The organism is Burkholderia paludis (assembly GCF_000732615.1).
In the GTDB taxonomy this organism is placed as follows: Bacteria; Pseudomonadota; Gammaproteobacteria; order Burkholderiales; family Burkholderiaceae; genus Burkholderia; species Burkholderia paludis.
The window spans coordinates 51281-66751 of record NZ_JPGL01000060.1; the positions used below are offsets into that span (position 1 = coordinate 51281).

At 69.6% G+C, this 15471-nt stretch carries 10 protein-coding genes and 1 pseudogene; 3 read left to right on the forward strand and 8 right to left on the reverse strand.

Annotated elements, in window-relative coordinates; translation table 11 throughout:
* Positions 1-16: 16 nt before the first annotated feature.
* A complete protein-coding gene (locus GQ56_RS0129995; RefSeq protein ID WP_031402172.1) occupies positions 17-1426 on the reverse strand; it encodes an FAD-binding oxidoreductase in 1410 nt (469 codons plus the stop codon).
* Positions 1427-1599: 173 nt separating this feature from the next.
* Between GQ56_RS0129995 and GQ56_RS0130000 the strand changes: the two genes are divergently transcribed.
* Together GQ56_RS0130000 and hmpA are read left to right on the forward strand one after the other, a co-directional pair.
* Positions 1600-2151: a cob(I)yrinic acid a,c-diamide adenosyltransferase gene (locus GQ56_RS0130000; RefSeq protein ID WP_031402173.1), complete on the forward strand. Its 552-nt coding sequence runs from the start codon at positions 1600-1602 to the stop codon at positions 2149-2151.
* A 103-nt stretch (positions 2152-2254) separates the two neighbouring features.
* Positions 2255-3463 (forward strand): NO-inducible flavohemoprotein, encoded by a 1209-nt coding sequence (gene hmpA, locus GQ56_RS0130005; protein ID WP_031402174.1) that lies wholly within the window; start codon positions 2255-2257, stop codon positions 3461-3463.
* Between the two features lie 23 nt (positions 3464-3486).
* Here the strand turns inward: hmpA and GQ56_RS42150 are convergent.
* The 7 genes and pseudogenes from GQ56_RS42150 to GQ56_RS0130030 all read right to left on the reverse strand — a co-directional run bounded on the left by GQ56_RS42150 (position 3487) and on the right by GQ56_RS0130030 (position 12378).
* Positions 3487-3899: pseudogene (locus tag GQ56_RS42150) on the reverse strand (type II toxin-antitoxin system VapC family toxin).
* Entirely contained in the window at positions 3896-4165 is a 270-nt protein-coding gene (locus tag GQ56_RS0130010; RefSeq protein WP_031402175.1) for a type II toxin-antitoxin system Phd/YefM family antitoxin, read from the reverse strand. Before GQ56_RS0130010 ends, GQ56_RS42150 begins: the two are co-directional and overlap by 4 nt.
* A 113-nt stretch (positions 4166-4278) precedes the next feature.
* Positions 4279-5352 carry a 3-deoxy-7-phosphoheptulonate synthase AroG gene (gene aroG, locus GQ56_RS0130015; protein ID WP_031402176.1) on the reverse strand — a complete coding sequence of 358 codons (1074 nt, stop codon included), beginning with the start codon at positions 5350-5352 and terminating at the stop codon, positions 4279-4281.
* A gap of 34 nt (positions 5353-5386) precedes the next feature.
* On the reverse strand, positions 5387-5542 hold the full coding sequence (locus GQ56_RS45930; protein WP_162531557.1) for a hypothetical protein: 156 nt from the start codon (positions 5540-5542) through the stop codon (positions 5387-5389).
* A gap of 205 nt (positions 5543-5747) precedes the next feature.
* Entirely contained in the window at positions 5748-7214 is a 1467-nt protein-coding gene (gene tldD, locus GQ56_RS0130020; protein ID WP_031402177.1) for a metalloprotease TldD, read from the reverse strand.
* An 85-nt stretch (positions 7215-7299) separates the two neighbouring features.
* Positions 7300-8127: a carbon-nitrogen hydrolase family protein gene (locus GQ56_RS0130025; protein ID WP_031402178.1), complete on the reverse strand. Its 828-nt coding sequence runs from the start codon at positions 8125-8127 to the stop codon at positions 7300-7302.
* A 51-nt stretch (positions 8128-8178) separates the two neighbouring features.
* Complete coding sequence (locus GQ56_RS0130030) at positions 8179-12378, reverse strand: YhdP family protein (protein WP_031402179.1); 4200 nt, start codon at positions 12376-12378, stop codon at positions 8179-8181.
* 231 nt (positions 12379-12609) lie between these two features.
* Between GQ56_RS0130030 and glnE the strand changes: the two genes are divergently transcribed.
* Positions 12610-15411: a bifunctional [glutamate--ammonia ligase]-adenylyl-L-tyrosine phosphorylase/[glutamate--ammonia-ligase] adenylyltransferase gene (gene glnE / locus GQ56_RS0130035; protein WP_031402180.1), complete on the forward strand. Its 2802-nt coding sequence runs from the start codon at positions 12610-12612 to the stop codon at positions 15409-15411.
* Positions 15412-15471 lie beyond the last annotated feature (60 nt).

A 15471-nucleotide genomic window follows, 5' to 3' on the forward strand; every position in this document is an offset into this window, starting at 1 on the left:
TCGTCGCGCCGCCGTGTCAGCACGTGAAAATCTTGCCCGGATTCATCAGGTTGCGCGGATCGAGCGCGAGCTTGATTGCGCGCATCGTGTCGATCGCGTTGTCGCCGTGCTCCTTCGGCAGGAAGCGCATCTTGTGCAGCCCGACGCCGTGCTCGCCGGTGCAGGTGCCGCCGAGACGCAGCGCACGCTCGACGATCCGGTCGTTGATATGCTCGGCTTCGGCGATTTCCTCGGGCTTGTCGGGGTCGATCAGAATTGCCACGTGGAAATTGCCGTCGCCGACGTGGCCGACGATCGGGCAGGGCAGCGACGACGCGCGCAGGTCGACCTCGGTTTCCTCGACGCAGGCGGCGAGCTGCGAGATCGGCACGCAGACGTCGGTCGTCACCGCGCGGCAGCCCGGCTTCAGCTGCAGCATCGCGAAGTACGCGTTGTGGCGCGCGGCCCAGAGCCGGCTGCGATCTTCGGGGCGGGTCGCCCATTCGAAGCCCTGGCCGCGGTTCTGGCCCGCGAGCGCCTGCACGAGTTCGGCCTGTTCCCTGACGCCGGCCTCGGTGCCGTGGAATTCGAAGAACAGCGTCGGCGCTTCGGCGAGCGTCAGGTTCGAGTGGCGGTTGATCGAGCGCACGGCAAGCGCATCGACGAATTCGACGCGCGCGATCGGCACGCCGATCTGGATCGTCTCGATCACGGTGCGCACCGCGTCGCCCATCGACGGGAACGTGCAGATCGCGGCCGACACGGCTTCGGGCAGCGGATGCAGGCGCAGCGTGATCTCGGTGATCACGCCCAGCGTGCCTTCCGAGCCGACGAACAGGCGCGTGAGGTCGTAGCCGGCCGACGACTTGCGGGCGCGCGTGCCGGTTTTCACCACGCGGCCGTCGGCGAGCACGGCGGTCAGGCCGAGCACGTTCTCGCGCATCGTGCCGTAGCGCACGGCGTTGGTGCCCGACGCGCGGGTCGCGGTCATTCCGCCGATGCTGGCATCGGCGCCCGGATCGATCGGGAAGAACAGGCCGGTGTCGCGCAGCGCCTCGTTGAGCGCCTTGCGCGTGATGCCGGGCTCGACCGTCACGGTCAGGTCTTCCGCGTTGATCGACAGCACGCGGTTCATTTCCGACAGGTCGAGCGAGATGCCGCCGCGCACCGCGAGCAGGTGCCCTTCGAGCGACGAGCCGGCGCCGTACGGGATCAGCGGCACGCCGTACAGCGAGCACAGCGACACGACTTCGCGCACGTCGTCCGCGCTGTGCGCGAACACGACGGCGTCGGGCAGTTGCGGATCGAACGGCGATTCGTCGCGGCCGTGATGGGCGCGCACGGCGTCGGCGGTCGACACGCGCGCGCCGAAGGCGGCGCGCAGCGCATCGAGCATGGCGGGGGGAAGCGGCCGGCGCGTGGCGGCCGGCGGGGCAGGGTGATTCACGAACGTCTCCTTGTCGATCCGGGCGGACGCGTCGGCGCCGGCCCGGCTCCCGTGCTGCGGGGTTGCGGCCCATTCTACGCTGTAACGCCTGCTGCGCCTGCCGCCGCGGGCTGCGATAATCGCGTTCCAACGCAACCCGGCCGCAGCGCGGCCGAGCACGGGAGGACCTCCGCATGGGCAACCGCTTGAGCAAGATCGCCACGCGCACGGGCGACGACGGCACCACCGGCCTGGGCGACGGCCGTCGCATCGGCAAGGACGACACGCGGATCGCGGCGATCGGCGACGTCGACGAACTGAATTCGAACCTCGGCGTGCTGCTCGCCGAGACGCTGCCGGACGATGTCCGCACGGCGCTCGTCACGATCCAGCACGACCTGTTCGATCTCGGCGGCGAGCTGTGCATCCCCGGTCATACGGTGCTCGACGACACGCATCTCGCGCGGCTCGACCGCTGGCTCGCCGACTACAATGCGACGCTGCCGCCGCTGAAGGAATTCATCCTGCCGGCCGGCTCGCGCGCCGCGTCGCTCGCGCACGTCTGCCGCACCGTGTGTCGCCGAGCGGAGCGCTCGATCGTCGCTCTCGGGCGGACCGAAACGCTCAACGACACGCCGCGGCGCTACGTGAACCGGCTGTCGGATCTGCTGTTCGTGCTGGCGCGCGTGCTGAACCGCACCGATGGCGGCGCGGACGTGCTGTGGGAGCGCGGCCGCGTCCGCTGACACCTTGCCCCCTTCGCCCCCGTTGCCGCACTGCGACAATTTGCCCGGGAGGCGCCGATTTCTTAAACATGTATTGTGTATGCATGTTTAACGGAGAACGAACATGACCCACATCACCGCTGACCAGATGGCTCGCGTGAAGGCCACTGCCCCTGTCCTCGCCGTGCACGGCGCGACGATCACGAAGCACTTCTACCAGCGCATGTTCGCGCGCCATCCGGAACTGAAGAACCTGTTCAACCAGACGCACCAGCAGACCGGCAGCCAGCCGGAGACGCTCGCGAAGGCCGTCTACGCGTACGCGGCGAACATCGACAATCTCGGCGCGCTGGGCGGCGCCGTGACGAAGATCGCGCACAAGCACGCGAGCCTGAACATCCGCCCCGAGCATTACCCGATCGTCGGCGAGAACCTGCTGGCGTCGATCGTCGAGGTGCTCGGCGACGCGGTCGACGCCGACACGCTCGACGCGTGGCGGGTCGCGTACGGCCAGCTCGCGCAGATCCTGATCGGCGCCGAGGCCGATCTGTACGCGGGGGCGGCGTGGAGCGGATTCCGTCCGTTCAAGGTCGAGCGCAAGGTGCGCGAAAGCGACGAGATCACGTCGTTCTACCTGACGCCGGCCGACGGCGGCGCGGCGCCGTCGTTCGAGCCCGGGCAGTACGTCACGGTGAAGCGCTTCGTCGGCGAGCTCGGCGTCGACCAGCCGCGCCAGTACAGCCTGTCCGATGCGCCGCACGGCAAGTGGCTGCGCATCTCGGTGAAGCGCGAGGCCGGCAAGCCGGAGGTCATTCCGGCCGGCAAGGTGTCGACGCTGATGCACGATGGCGTGGAAGAGGGGGCGATCGTCGAGGTGACTGCCCCGATGGGCGAATTCTCGCTGAAGCGCGGCGTCGAGACGCCCGTCGTGCTGATCTCCGGCGGCGTCGGCATCACCCCGATGATGTCGATGGCGTCGTCGCTGATCGCCGAGGGCAGCCGGCGCGAAGTCCGGTTCGTCCACGCGTGCCGTTCGGGCGCAGTGCATGCGTTCCGCGACTGGCTGAACGATACGGTGCGCGAGCATGCGAACGTCACGCGCACGGTGGTGTACGAGCTGGTCGGCCCGCACGATCGCGCCGGCATCGATCACGACCTTGAAGGCCGGCTCACGCCGGAACGCCTGAAGGCGTTCGCGCTCGTGCCGGACGCCGACTACTACATCTGCGGCCCGATTGCCTTCATGAAGGCGCAGCGAGATGCGCTCGTCGCGCTCGGCGTCGCGCCGGAACGCGTGCATACCGAAATCTTCGGTTCGGGCGCGCTCGAGTGAAGCCTGTGCGCAAGACCTGCGGTTCATGAAAAAGCCCGGCGTGAGCCGGGCTGTGATTTTGTCGTCCGCGCTGTCACGCGGATGACGTCGGTCGGGGCGGCACTTGCGAGCGGCATGCCTTCACGGCGTGCCTGGGCGACCATCGAGCGGTCGAACGGATCGGCATGGTCCGAATTCGGGCTGCGCGGCGATGCCTTCGATGTGGTCGCTGCCGATCGACAACTCCGCGAAACCGGCGAACCGAAACGCCGGGCGCGCGTTGCACGCACGAACGGGCAGGTGCCTTTGCGGTATTTGACCGCGATTTTCCGGATGGATGCGGCACTGACGTACAGCGTGTTCTCCGGATTCTCGATCAGCGCGGTCGCGGTCGACGAAAGCGGGGGGCGTCTCCGGCGGCCCGGAGCGCGATATGCGTGTCGGGCAACAGCTTCACGGCGCGAGCGTCCGTTCGGCGCCGGCATCGAAGTCGGCGGCGATCGATGCGTCGCCGGCGTTGAATGCTTCGACGGTCGCCGGGATGCTCAGGCCGGTCCGCAATTGACGGGCCGCCCCGATCCGTTGCGGTGCCGCATAAGGAACGATCCGGGCGACCGGATGGCCATTGCGGGCGATCACGACTTCGGATTCGCGTCCCGGCTCCAACGCCTCGACAAGGCGGGAGAGTCGTGATTTGGCATCGTGCAGGTTGACGGTCGGCATCGGGGTTGGCCAGGCAGTGTCAGCGGGTCTGGCAGAGCCCGACGCAGGCGGCAGCCCGACCGGATGGCCGACCCGCCCGCAGGCGGGGGGGCGATCCGGCCGGTTTTCGTCCGTCAGTTCCCGCTGCCGCGCGCGACGCGGCGCGCCTTGACCGATTCCGCCAGGCCTTCGAGCACCTTCACGCTGTCGTCCCACGCGATGCACGCGTCGGTGATGCTCTGGCCGTAGGTCAGCTCGCAGCCTTCCTTCAGGTCCTGGCGCCCTTCGACGAGGTGCGACTCGATCATCAGGCCGACGATGCGCGAGTCGCCGGCCGCGATCTGGCGGCCGATGTCGGCGCAGACCGGGATCTGGTTCTCGTGCTTCTTCGAGCTGTTCGCGTGGCTCGCGTCGATCATCAGGCGCGCGGCGAGGCCGGCCTTGCCGATGTCCGCGCAGGCGGCGTTCACGCTGTCCGCGTCGTAGTTCGGCGTCTTGCCGCCGCGCAGGATCACGTGGCAGTCCTCGTTGCCGGCGGTCGACACGATCGCCGAATGGCCGCCCTTCGTCACCGACAGGAAATGGTGCGGCTGCGACGCGGCCTTGATCGCGTCGACCGCGATCTTCACGTTGCCGTCGGTGCCGTTCTTGAAGCCGACCGGGCACGACAGCCCCGACGCGAGCTCGCGGTGCACCTGCGATTCCGTCGTGCGCGCGCCGATCGCGCCCCACGAGATCAGGTCGGCGATGTACTGCGGACTGATCATGTCGAGGTATTCGGTCGCGGCCGGCAGTCCCATTTCGTTGATCTGCAGCAGCAGCTCGCGCGCGGTGCGCAGCCCTTCGTTGATCTTGAAGCTGTTGTCGAGATGCGGATCGTTGATGAGGCCCTTCCAGCCGACCGTCGTGCGCGGCTTCTCGAAGTACACGCGCATCACGATTTCCAGTTCGCCCTTGAAGCGCTCGCGCTCCGCCGCGAGCCGGCCCGCGTATTCGATCGCCGCCTTCGTGTCGTGGATCGAGCACGGCCCGATCACGACGATCAACCGGTCGTCCATCCCGTGCAGGATGCGGTGCATCGACTGGCGCGCGTTGTAGATCAGCTCGGACGCGGCTTCGGAGCACGCGAATTCGCGGATCAGGTGGGCGGGCGGCGTCAGTTCCTTGAGCTCGCGAATGCGGACGTCGTCGGTGTTGTGCGGGGGCATGCTGTTTCTCCTAGTGTTCCGGGGCGCCGTTCGGTCAGTGCGCGTGCGGCAGATTCATCAATTCAGGCAATTCAGTGGTGTCGGTCGGGGCTGCGGGATCGCTGCGGCGACCGGTTGGCGAAGGGCGAAAAAAAACCGCCGGGTTCGCCGGCGGTTTTTTCGGGAATTTCGGTTGCGCTTTACGCGCCATCAACCCTCTCGATCCGCCAGCGGTCTGAGATACCAGAAAAAGTAAAAGTAAAACTTGGCGGACATGACGGGGATTCGGTTCGTCAAAAAAGTTGATTCGGAATTTATACCCCGTCACCGGGCGGCTGGCAACCGGGGTGTGTCGAAAATGCGGACAATCCGCGCGATTTTTCCAGAATGCGCGGATTGTCTGCGTCGCGATGCGGTTATGCCGTACCGCCGACCGTCATCTTGTCGATCCGCAGGGTCGGCTGGCCGACGCCGACCGGCACGCTCTGGCCTTCCTTGCCGCACACGCCGACGCCGGTGTCGAGCGACATGTCGTTACCGATCATGCTCACGTACTTCAGCGATTCGGGGCCGCTGCCGATCAGCGTCGCGCCCTTCACCGGGTAGGTGATCTTGCCGTTCTCGATCATGTACGCCTCGGACGCCGAGAACACGAACTTGCCGTTCGTGATGTCGACCTGGCCGCCGCCGAAGTTCACCGCGTACAGGCCGTTTTTCACCGACGCGATGATTTCCTGCGGATCCTTGTCGCCGTTCAGCATGTACGTGTTCGTCATGCGCGGCATCGGCAGCGCCGCGTACGATTCGCGGCGCGCGTTGCCCGTGACCGGCATCTTCATCAGGCGCGCGTTCAGCGTGTCCTGGATGTAACCCTTCAGGATGCCGTCCTCGATCAGCGTCGTGCACTGCGTCGGGTTGCCTTCGTCGTCGATGTTCAGCGAGCCGCGGCGGTTCGGCAGCGTGCCGTCGTCGACGACGGTCACGCCCTTGGCCGCGACCCGCTCGCCGATCCGGCCCGCGAAGGCGGACGAACCCTTGCGGTTGAAGTCGCCCTCGAGGCCGTGGCCGATCGCCTCGTGCAGCAGCACGCCCGGCCAGCCCGGCCCGAGCACGACCGTCATCGCGCCGGCCGGCGCCGGGCGGGCGTCGAGGTTGACGAGCGCCGCATGCACGGCGTCGTCGACGTAGCGCGACAGGATGTCGTCGGTGAAGTAGCCGTAGTCGAAGCGGCCGCCGCCGCCGCCGGAGCCGATCTCGCGACGGCCGTTCTGCTCGGCGATCACCGTGACCGACACGCGCACGAGCGGACGGATGTCGGCCGCGAGCGCGCCGTCGCTGCGCGCGACGAGCACGACGTCGTATTCGCCGGCGAGGCCCGCCATCACCTGGGTGACGCGCGGGTCGCGGCCGCGCGCCATCTGCTCGATGCGCTCGAGCAGCTTGACCTTGGCCGTCGCGTCGAGCGAGGCGAGCGGATCGGACGGCAGGTACAGGTCGCGGCCCGAGATGCCCTTCAGCGACGTCGCCGCCTTGATCTTCTGGCGGCCGCCGCCGGCCGCGGCGATCGCCTTGGTGGCCGCGGCCGCCTGCGCGATCGCTTCCGGCGACAGGTCGTCCGAATACGCGAACGCGGTGCGGTCGCCCGCGACCGCGCGCACGCCGACGCCCTGGTCGATGCTGAAGCTGCCCGACTTGACGATGCCTTCCTCGAGGCTCCACGCTTCGCTGCGGGTCGCCTGGAAGTACAGGTCCGCGTAGTCGACGCGATGCGTGAAGATGTCGGCGATCGTGCGCGTGAGCAGGCTTTCGTCGAGGCCGTACGGCGTGAGCAGGATGTCCTTCGCCAGCGCGAGGTTGCGGATGCCGGGTTCGATGATGTTCATGCGGATATCGGGGTTTCTCAAAAAGTTGTCGGGTGCTTCTGGGCAGATGGGTTGGCCGGGCGGCGTTTCAAGCAGCGCGGCGGATTCAGGTCAGCACGCGGTGCCGCCACGCGGGCAGGCTCTGGCGCACCTCGGCGATGCGTTGCGGGTCGAGCGCGCCGAGCACGACGCTCGCGCCGACGTCGCGGACCGCGACGATCTCGCCCCACGGGTCGATCAGCATGCTGTGACCCCAGGTGCGCCGGCCGTTCTCGTGCTTGCCGCCTTGCGCGGCCGCGAGCACGTAGCACTGGTTCTCGACGGCCCGCGCGCGCAGCAGCGTTTCCCAGTGCGCGCGGCCCGTCGTATACGTAAATGCCGACGGCACGACGATCAGTGCGCAGTCGCCCATCCTGCGATACAGCTCGGGAAAGCGCAGATCGTAACAGACCGACAGGCCGACCCGCCCGAACGGCGCGTCGAACGCGACGACCGTCTCGCCCGCGCGGATCGTCCGGGCCTCGTCGAACGACTCGTCGCCTTTCTCGAAGTTGAACAGGTGGATCTTGTCGTAGCGCGCGGCCTCGTTGCCGGACGGGTCGAACACGAGCGTCGTATTCAGCACGCGATCGGGCTCGGGCGCCTTCAGCGGCAGCGTGCCGCCGATCACCCAGATGCCGTGGCGGCGCGCGGCGTCCGCTAGGAAGCGCTGGACCGGGCCGTCCCGGTAGGGTTCGGCGAGCGCGAGCTTGTCGGTGTCGCGCTGACCCATGAAGCAGAAGTACTCGGGCAGCAGGACGAGCTGCGCGCCGTCGCCGGCGGCTTCCGCGATCAGGCGGCGCGCTTCCGCGAGGTTGCGCGCGACGTCCGGCGTGCTCACCATCTGCAGCGCGGCGACCCGGAAGGGTGTGGCGGAACGGGTGTGGTCGGTCATCGCGGGATCGTTTGGGTCATAAATGGGGTGCGGCCCGACACGGTGCGCGGTTCAGTGATTCGTCGCATCGGCCGGACCGTGATTCATCTTACCCTGATCGCCCCGCACCCGCTCGATGTGCGGATGCGCCCACGAGCCGGTGATCGCGTAGTCGAGCGCGAAGGCGCGCGAGAGCGTCTCCGACAGCGCGTAGTTCGCGGCCAGCACGCCGACGCCGAGCAGCGGGTTGATGATCGCCGCCGCGATCGCGGCCGTGCCGGCCCCGATCTTCGGCGCGACGTGCGCGTGCAGGTCCTGCGTCTCGGTGCCGAGGTCGACCGCGCCGCGTACCGTCACGTTCGCGGGCGCCGTCGTCATCGAGAAGTCGTCGGTGCGTGCGATCCCGTTCGAGATCTGGCTGGTGCCCGTGATCTTGTCGAACGGCAGCCCCTTGCCGATCACGTCGCGGAAATTCAGCGTCAGGAAGCGCGCGAGGCTCTGCAGGCTCAGCACGCCGAGCAGCTTCGCGGCGCCCGGATCGACCTTCAGGATCTGGCCATGTTCGAGATCGAGCGCGATCTGGCCGCCGAACGTCGGGAAATCGACCGCGGTCGGGCCGCCGCGCCAGCCGACCTTGCCCGTGACCGTGCCATGACCGTCCGCGAGCGTGCGCGGCAGGCCGACGCGGTCGAGCAGCGCGCCCGCGTTGTCGATGTCGAGCTTGAAGTCGAACACGGTGCGGCGCGGCGCGTCGTTTTCGTCGACGCCGCGCGCGAGCGAGCGGTGCGACGTGCGCCAGTTGCCGGTCGCCGTCAGCTTCGCGGCCGGGTTCGACAGCTCCAGCTTGTCGAGCTGCCAGACGGGCGTGCCGGCTTCGTCGATGTTGCGCGCGTTGACGACGAGGCGGCCGATGTCGTGGTTGCGCGCGACGACCTGGTCGACGACCAGGTCGATCGACGGGATCGGCCGGTCGGTCGGCGTCGGCAGGTTCATCGCGCGGCCGACGAGATCGTGCTGCGCGCTGTCCGGGATCACGAGCTTCGCGAGCCGCGCGTTCAGCACGCCCGCACCGTTGTGGCCGCCGCCCGGCGCCCACGACAGGTAGCCCGACACCTGGTTCGACGCGATGTTCGCCTGCCAGAGATCGTCGACGTGCGATGCGCCGACGATCACGTTTTCCCAGTTGCGCTTGAGCAGCTTCAGCGTGCCGAAATGGAACGCGAAGCGCTTCGGCGCGAAGCTCGCGAAATCGACGCGCGGCGCCGCCTGCGGCTCCGGCGTGCGCGGGGCGGGCGGCTGCAGCGTGTGGGCGAGGGCGAGCCACGCGTCGGCGTCCAGTTCGTTGACGTCGACGGCCGCGCTCACGCCGTCCTGCGGTATGTCGGGCATCCGGTGGATGCCCATCGCGCCGCGCACCGCGCGCAGCGGCTGGCCGTGCGTCGCGTCGAGCAGGTAGGTGGCGGACACGGGGCCGAGCGTGAGGTCGGCATGCTCGAGGCGCTTGCCGTCCGCCTGCGGTGCCGGCTGCAGCGTGAAGCTGAACGGCATCGGCGTGCCGGCCGGCTTGGCGAACGGCGCCGGGAAGTTCAGCGCGACGCCCGTCAGGTCCGAATGCGCGCTGATGTCGGGCAGGCGGCCCGGCGCGCCGCGCACGGCGACCTGGTACGGTGCATCGCCCACCACATGCTCGAGCAGCGCGGCGGCCGCACCGTGCAGGTTCAGGCCGCGCGCCGCATCGAGCGCAAGTTGGCCGTCCACGTCGACCGAATACGGGCCGTGCGACTGGAAGTTGCCGCTCGCGCGCACCGGGCCGCCGAGGAAGCGCCCGGACAGGTCGTGCAGCGCCGCGCCGGCCTCGGTGAACCGGACGCTGCCGCGCAGCGCGGACAGCGGCGGCACGCCGCGGGTCGACAGCGTGTTGCCGCCGAACGCGAGCGCGCCCTCGACATGCGTATGCGGATGGGCGACGTGCTGCGGGATCGTGATCTTGAGCGCGAGCGACGCCGGCCCCTGAGCGTCGATCCGCTGGCCGATGTGCCCGCTCATCGTGCCGAGCGAGCTGTTGTCCGCGTAGTCGATCAGGTCGGCCAGCGGCCCCTGCGCATGGCCGTCGATGATCAGCGGCGAGTGGGTCGGATTGCCGAGGTCGTCGATGCGGCCCGCGACCTTCGTCAGCACGACGCGCTTGTAGTGCGCGCGGCCGATGTCGAAGCGCAGCTTGTTCTGCGCGAGCTCGAACACGCCGTCGATCCCGTCGAGCGCGGGCCAGACGCTCGGCGTGCCGTTCGCGAGCTTGCGCGGCGGGTACGGCGTCGGCTCGAAGCGGCCGCCGGTGAAGGGCGCGACGATGTGGAACACGCCGGCGTCCGGCTCGTGCTCGAAAGGGAATTTCTCGAGCGGGCCGCGGGCGACGATCGATGCGCCCTTGGTGACCTTGCCGTCCTGCAGCGCGTGGCCGAGATAGTCGCGCAGGTGCTCGGACATCCCGGTCGGCAGGTAGCGCGGAATGCGCGCCACCGAGGCACGGGCGAACTCCGCGCGCAGGTCGAGCGAGCCGCGACCGTGGCCGGGGTTCGTGTACGACCCCGATACCGCGATTTCGGCGTCGGGGTTCGAGACGAGCAGGTCGGGCAGCGTCACGTCGACGCGCGCGTGCTTGTCGCCGGGCGAGGGCGTGACCGTCCATTTGGCGTTGCCGCGCAAGCGGTCGAACGTCAGGCGCGGCTCGTCGAATTCGCCCGGCACCGTGACGGCCGCGTTCACCGTGTCGAAATGCGCGGTGCCGCCCGTCTCGTTCGCGTCGACGCGGCCCCACAGGTTCTCGATGCCCGGCCAGCCGGCGCGCGGGTGGCCGCGCGGCGAGAGGCCGGGCGGCGGCTCCTGCGCGGCGAAGCTGATGCCCTGCAGGTCGCCGAGGAAACGGTAGCGGACGATCGGCGCGGCGCCCGTGCGCCGCTCCTCGTCGGCGAGATCGGCCCGCGCGGGCTTCGCGCGTTCGACCTCGATGTGATAGTTCGACACCATCCCGCGCGGGTCGATCTTGATCAGCTCGTTGCGCAGGCGCGCCGGCAGCGGCAGCCCGCGGATGAATTCGCTGAGGATGCCGAGATCGACGCGGTCGCCGACGACGCTCAGCAACTGTCCCTGGCTCGCGGTCGGCACGCGGTAGCGGGCCGTCAGCGTCGACAGCGCGAGCGAGCGGGCGAGCGGCGTGCCGTCCGGCAGCGGCGGCTGGCCGAGCTCCGCATTGAAGCGCGTCAGGTGCAGCGTGTAGTCGCGGCCGGCGTCGAGCGCCATGTCCCAGCCGAAGCCGACCGTCGGCACGTCGAGCCGCGGCTGCGTCGGGCGGACGCGCAGCGCGACGTCGGCGCCCTGCAGGTCGCCGCCCGCCGAATGCAGGTGGCCATCGCTGAAGGTCGCCCAGATCGCGTTGTCGATCCGCCCCGCGTGGATCGTGAGCGGCATGTCGACGTAGCGCGTGAGCGTCTGCAGGTCGACGGGGCCCGTCGACAGGTACGCGTCGCCGGTCCAGTTCGACGGCTTGCCGACCGGCGCGAGCGGCTTGTGCCTGAAGCGCGCGCGGAAATCCAGCGGGCCGAGCAGCAGCGTGCCGTTCGCGGGCGCCTGCAGCGCGACCTTGTGCACGCGGCCGTCGTTGAGCACCGCGAGCCGGATGCCCGACAGCACGAGCTCCGGCGCGTCGTGCTGCGCGTCGCGCCAGCGCAGCGTGCCGCCGCGCAGCACGATCGCCTCCTGTTTCAGCAGCCACGTGCCGAACGTGTCGCTGCCGCCGTGGGTGGTCGCCACGCCGACGCCGGCGACGCTCAGCGAGCCGTCGGCCGCGCGCGCGATGGCCAGGTCGGGCTGATCGACGATCAGGCTCGACAGCGCGGGCGAAAGCCGCAGCAGCGAGATCCACGACAGCGCGGCCGTCGCGTGCGGCACCGACAGCGCGACCTTGCCGTCGCGGCCGCGGATCGTCAGGTTCGTGAGTTCGACGCCCGGCTGCATGCCGGACCAGTTCGGAGAAAGCTTGCCGATCGAAAGCTGCGCGTGGAGCTTGTCGGACACGGCGCGCTCGATGCGCGGGCGGAATTCGTCGATCCGGGGCAGCAGGACGTAGCGCAGCCCGAGGAACGTGCCGGACGCGACGAAGTAGGTGCCGATCCCGACTGCCAGCGTCACCTTGAACACGCGACGCAGGACCGGATGATCGTGCTTCGGAGGTCCCGCTTCGGGCGCTGCTACGGCGGATTCCTGACGGTCGGACATGCGGCGGACGGGCGGCGATATGGTAGTTTTGCAGACTGACGTTGAAATGTATCACACGGGTCCGTGCCGGCGGCCGTTGCGGCAGTGCGGCACGGGCTTTCCGGCGCGCGGGGTCGCGGCGGACGCATGCGCGTCCCGCGATGCCGCGCCGAGTTCACGAGGCCGGCCGGCAGCGGGGCGCGCACGCGCTGGCCCCGTGCCGGCCGGCCTTTTCGCCAGGCCCGCTTCTCGATGACCGACGCTTCCACCCTGATCAGCACGTCCTATTCCCGTTACCTGGCCCGCGCGGCGGCCGCGCGGCCCGCGCTGGCCGACCAGGTCGCCGCGTGGGCGGCCGCGCCGCTGGGCCGGGTGCAGCTCGACGCCCGCCTCACCGAGCTGCTCGCGACGCCGGCCGGCGCCGGCGCGCCGACCGAGGAGCACCTGAAGCGCGCGTTGCGGCAGTTGCGCGCCGAGGCGTTCGGCGCCGTCGCGGAGCGTGACCTGCGCGGGCTGGCCGACGTTGCCGAGGTGACGGGCGCGATGACCGATCTCGCCGAAGTGGCCGTGCAGCGCTCCCTTGCGCTGCTGTCGGCCGAACTCGAGGCGCTGTACGGCGAGCCGCGCGGCGCCGACGGGCAGCGCGTCGTGCTCGGCGTGGTCGGGATGGGCAAGCTCGGCGGCCGCGAGCTGAACGTGTCGTCGGACATCGACCTGATCTTCGTCTACGAGGACGACGGCGAGACGAGCGGCGGCGCGCGTTCGCCGCTGTCTACGCAGGAGTACTTCACGCGGCTCGGCCGGCGGCTGATCGGCGTGCTGTCCGAGGTCACGGCCGACGGCTACGTGTTTCGCGTCGACATGCGGCTGCGCCCGAACGGCGATTCGGGGCCGCTCGTCTGCAGCCTCGGGATGCTCGAGGAGTATTTCTACGTACAGGGGCGCGAGTGGGAGCGCTATGCGTGGATCAAGGGGCGGCTCGTATCGGAAGGCGGCAGCGAGGCGGCGCGGCGGCTCGAGGCCCAGCTCGAAGCGATCGTCAAGCCGTTCGTGTATCGCCGCTATCTCGATTTCGGCGTGATCGGCGCGATCCGTTCGCTGCACCAGCAGATTCGGCAGGAAGCCGCGCGCCGCGCGTCGATGCGTCCGGACAAGGCCGACGACATCAAGCTGGGGCGCGGCGGGATCCGCGAGATCGAATTCAGTGCGCAGGTGTTTCAGTTGATCCGCGGCGGCCAGGATGCGGAATTCCGCGTGCGGCCGACGCTCGCGGTGCTGCGTCATGCGCAGGCGCGCGGGCTGATCGGCGAGGACGTGCGCGCACGCCTGTCCGATGCCTACAACTTCCTGCGCACGCTCGAGCACCGGCTGCAGTACCGCAACGACGCGCAGACGCACGCGATGCCGGTCGAGCCCGACGAACGTGCGGCGCTGGCCGCGTCGCTCGGCTTTGCCGACTACGCGGCGCTGATGACGGTGCTGGAGCGCCACCGGACCTTCGTCGAGGCGCAGTTCGACCAGATTTTTGCCGACAAGGCGAACGGCGGCTCCTGCGCGGGCGGCGACGACACGGCCGCCGCGTGGATCTGGAGCGGCGCGCTGGCCGACGACGGCGAGGACGACGCGCTGGTCGCCCGCCTCGACGGCCTCGGCTTTGCCGATCCGGCCGCCGTGCTCGCGCGGCTGCGCGCGGTCTGGCAGTCGTCGCGCTACACGGGCCTGCCGGAAAAGAGCCGGCAGCGCTTCGACAGCGTCGCGCAGCGGGCGCTCGATGCCGCACCGAAGATCGACGCCGCGCGCCGCGACGACACGGTCGTGCGCCTGTTCGACCTGCTCGAGACGGTCAGCCGGCGCGGCGTCTATCTCGCGCTGCTGACCGAGTATCCTGCCGCGCTCGATCGCGTGCTGTCGGTGCTGGGTGCGTCGCGCTGGGGCGGCGGCTACCTGATCCGTCACCCGCAGCTGCTCGACGAGCTGCTCGACGACGAGGCGATCGCGAGCCCGTTCGACTGGCCCGCGTTCAAGGACGCGCTGCGCGCGCGGCTCGCGGCGGCCGACGGCCCCGAACAGCAGATGGACCTGCTGCGGCACGCGCAGCACGCGGAGGTGTTCCGGATCCTGCTGATCGATCTCGCCGGGCAGTTGTCGGTCGAGCACGTGAGCGACCGGCTGTCCGAACTCGCCGACGCGGTGCTCGACGTGACGATCGAGGTGGTCTGGTCGCAGCTCGCGAAGCGTCATCGCGACGTGCCGAAGTTCGCGGTGATCGCGTACGGCAAGCTGGGCGGCAAGGAGCTCGGCTATGCGTCGGATCTCGACCTGATTTTCCTGTACGACGACCCCGACGAGCGCTCGGCGGACGTCTACACGACCTTCACGCGGCGGCTCATCACGTGGCTCACCACGGCGACCGGGGCGGGCGCGCTGTTCGACATCGACCTGCGGCTGCGGCCGAACGGCGAAGCCGGGCTGCTCGTCACCGATCTCGATGCGTTCCGCCGCTACCAGCTGCGCGAGGGCGACGCCGCGAACACCGCGTGGGTATGGGAGCACCAGGCGCTGACGCGCGCCCGCTACAGCGCGGGCGACGCGCAGATCGGCACGGATTTCGAGGCGATCCGCCAGCAGGTGCTGACGACGCCGCGCGACGGCGACGTGCTCGCGAAGGAGATCGTCGACATGCGCGGCAAGGTGTTTGCCGGCCATCCGAACCAGACCGAGCTGTTCGACCTGAAGCACGATCGCGGCGGGATGGTCGACATCGAGTTCATCGTCCAGTACTGGGTGCTGCTGCACGCGTCGAGCGACGCCGAGCTGATCCGCAACACGGGCAACATCGCGCTGCTGCGCGAGGTCGCGCGCTTCGGGCTGATGGGCGAGGACGAGGCCGAGCGCGTCGGCGCCGCGTATCGCCAGTACCGGAAGCTGCAGCACAAGTTGCGGCTCGACGGGATGGAGAAGGCGCGGGTCGATCCGGCTGTGGTGGCTGACGAGCGGGCGGCCGTGACGGCGTTGTGGACACGCGTGTTCGGCTCGGTTGAAACGGGCGTTTGAACGGAAACGGGCGGGCGCCGCCTCGACCTCGACCGGCGCGCCGCGCGGGCAGGGCGGGCA

Excerpts from the sequence above, each read along its gene's own strand:
- GQ56_RS45930 (WP_162531557.1), bottom strand. The coding sequence starts at position 5,542 with ATGGCGCGTAAAGCGCAACCGAAATTCCCGAAAAAACCGCCGGCGAAC.
- hmpA (WP_031402174.1), top strand. The coding sequence starts at position 2,255 with ATGACCCACATCACCGCTGACCAGATGGCTCGCGTGAAGGCCACTGCC.
- glnE (WP_031402180.1), top strand. The coding sequence starts at position 12,610 with ATGACCGACGCTTCCACCCTGATCAGCACGTCCTATTCCCGTTACCTG.
- aroG (WP_031402176.1), bottom strand. The coding sequence starts at position 5,352 with ATGCCCCCGCACAACACCGACGACGTCCGCATTCGCGAGCTCAAGGAA.
- GQ56_RS0130025 (WP_031402178.1), bottom strand. The coding sequence starts at position 8,127 with ATGACCGACCACACCCGTTCCGCCACACCCTTCCGGGTCGCCGCGCTG.
- GQ56_RS0130000 (WP_031402173.1), top strand. The coding sequence starts at position 1,600 with ATGGGCAACCGCTTGAGCAAGATCGCCACGCGCACGGGCGACGACGGC.
- tldD (WP_031402177.1), bottom strand. The coding sequence starts at position 7,214 with ATGAACATCATCGAACCCGGCATCCGCAACCTCGCGCTGGCGAAGGAC.
- GQ56_RS0130010 (WP_031402175.1), bottom strand. The coding sequence starts at position 4,165 with ATGCCGACCGTCAACCTGCACGATGCCAAATCACGACTCTCCCGCCTT.
- GQ56_RS0130030 (WP_031402179.1), bottom strand. The coding sequence starts at position 12,378 with ATGTCCGACCGTCAGGAATCCGCCGTAGCAGCGCCCGAAGCGGGACCT.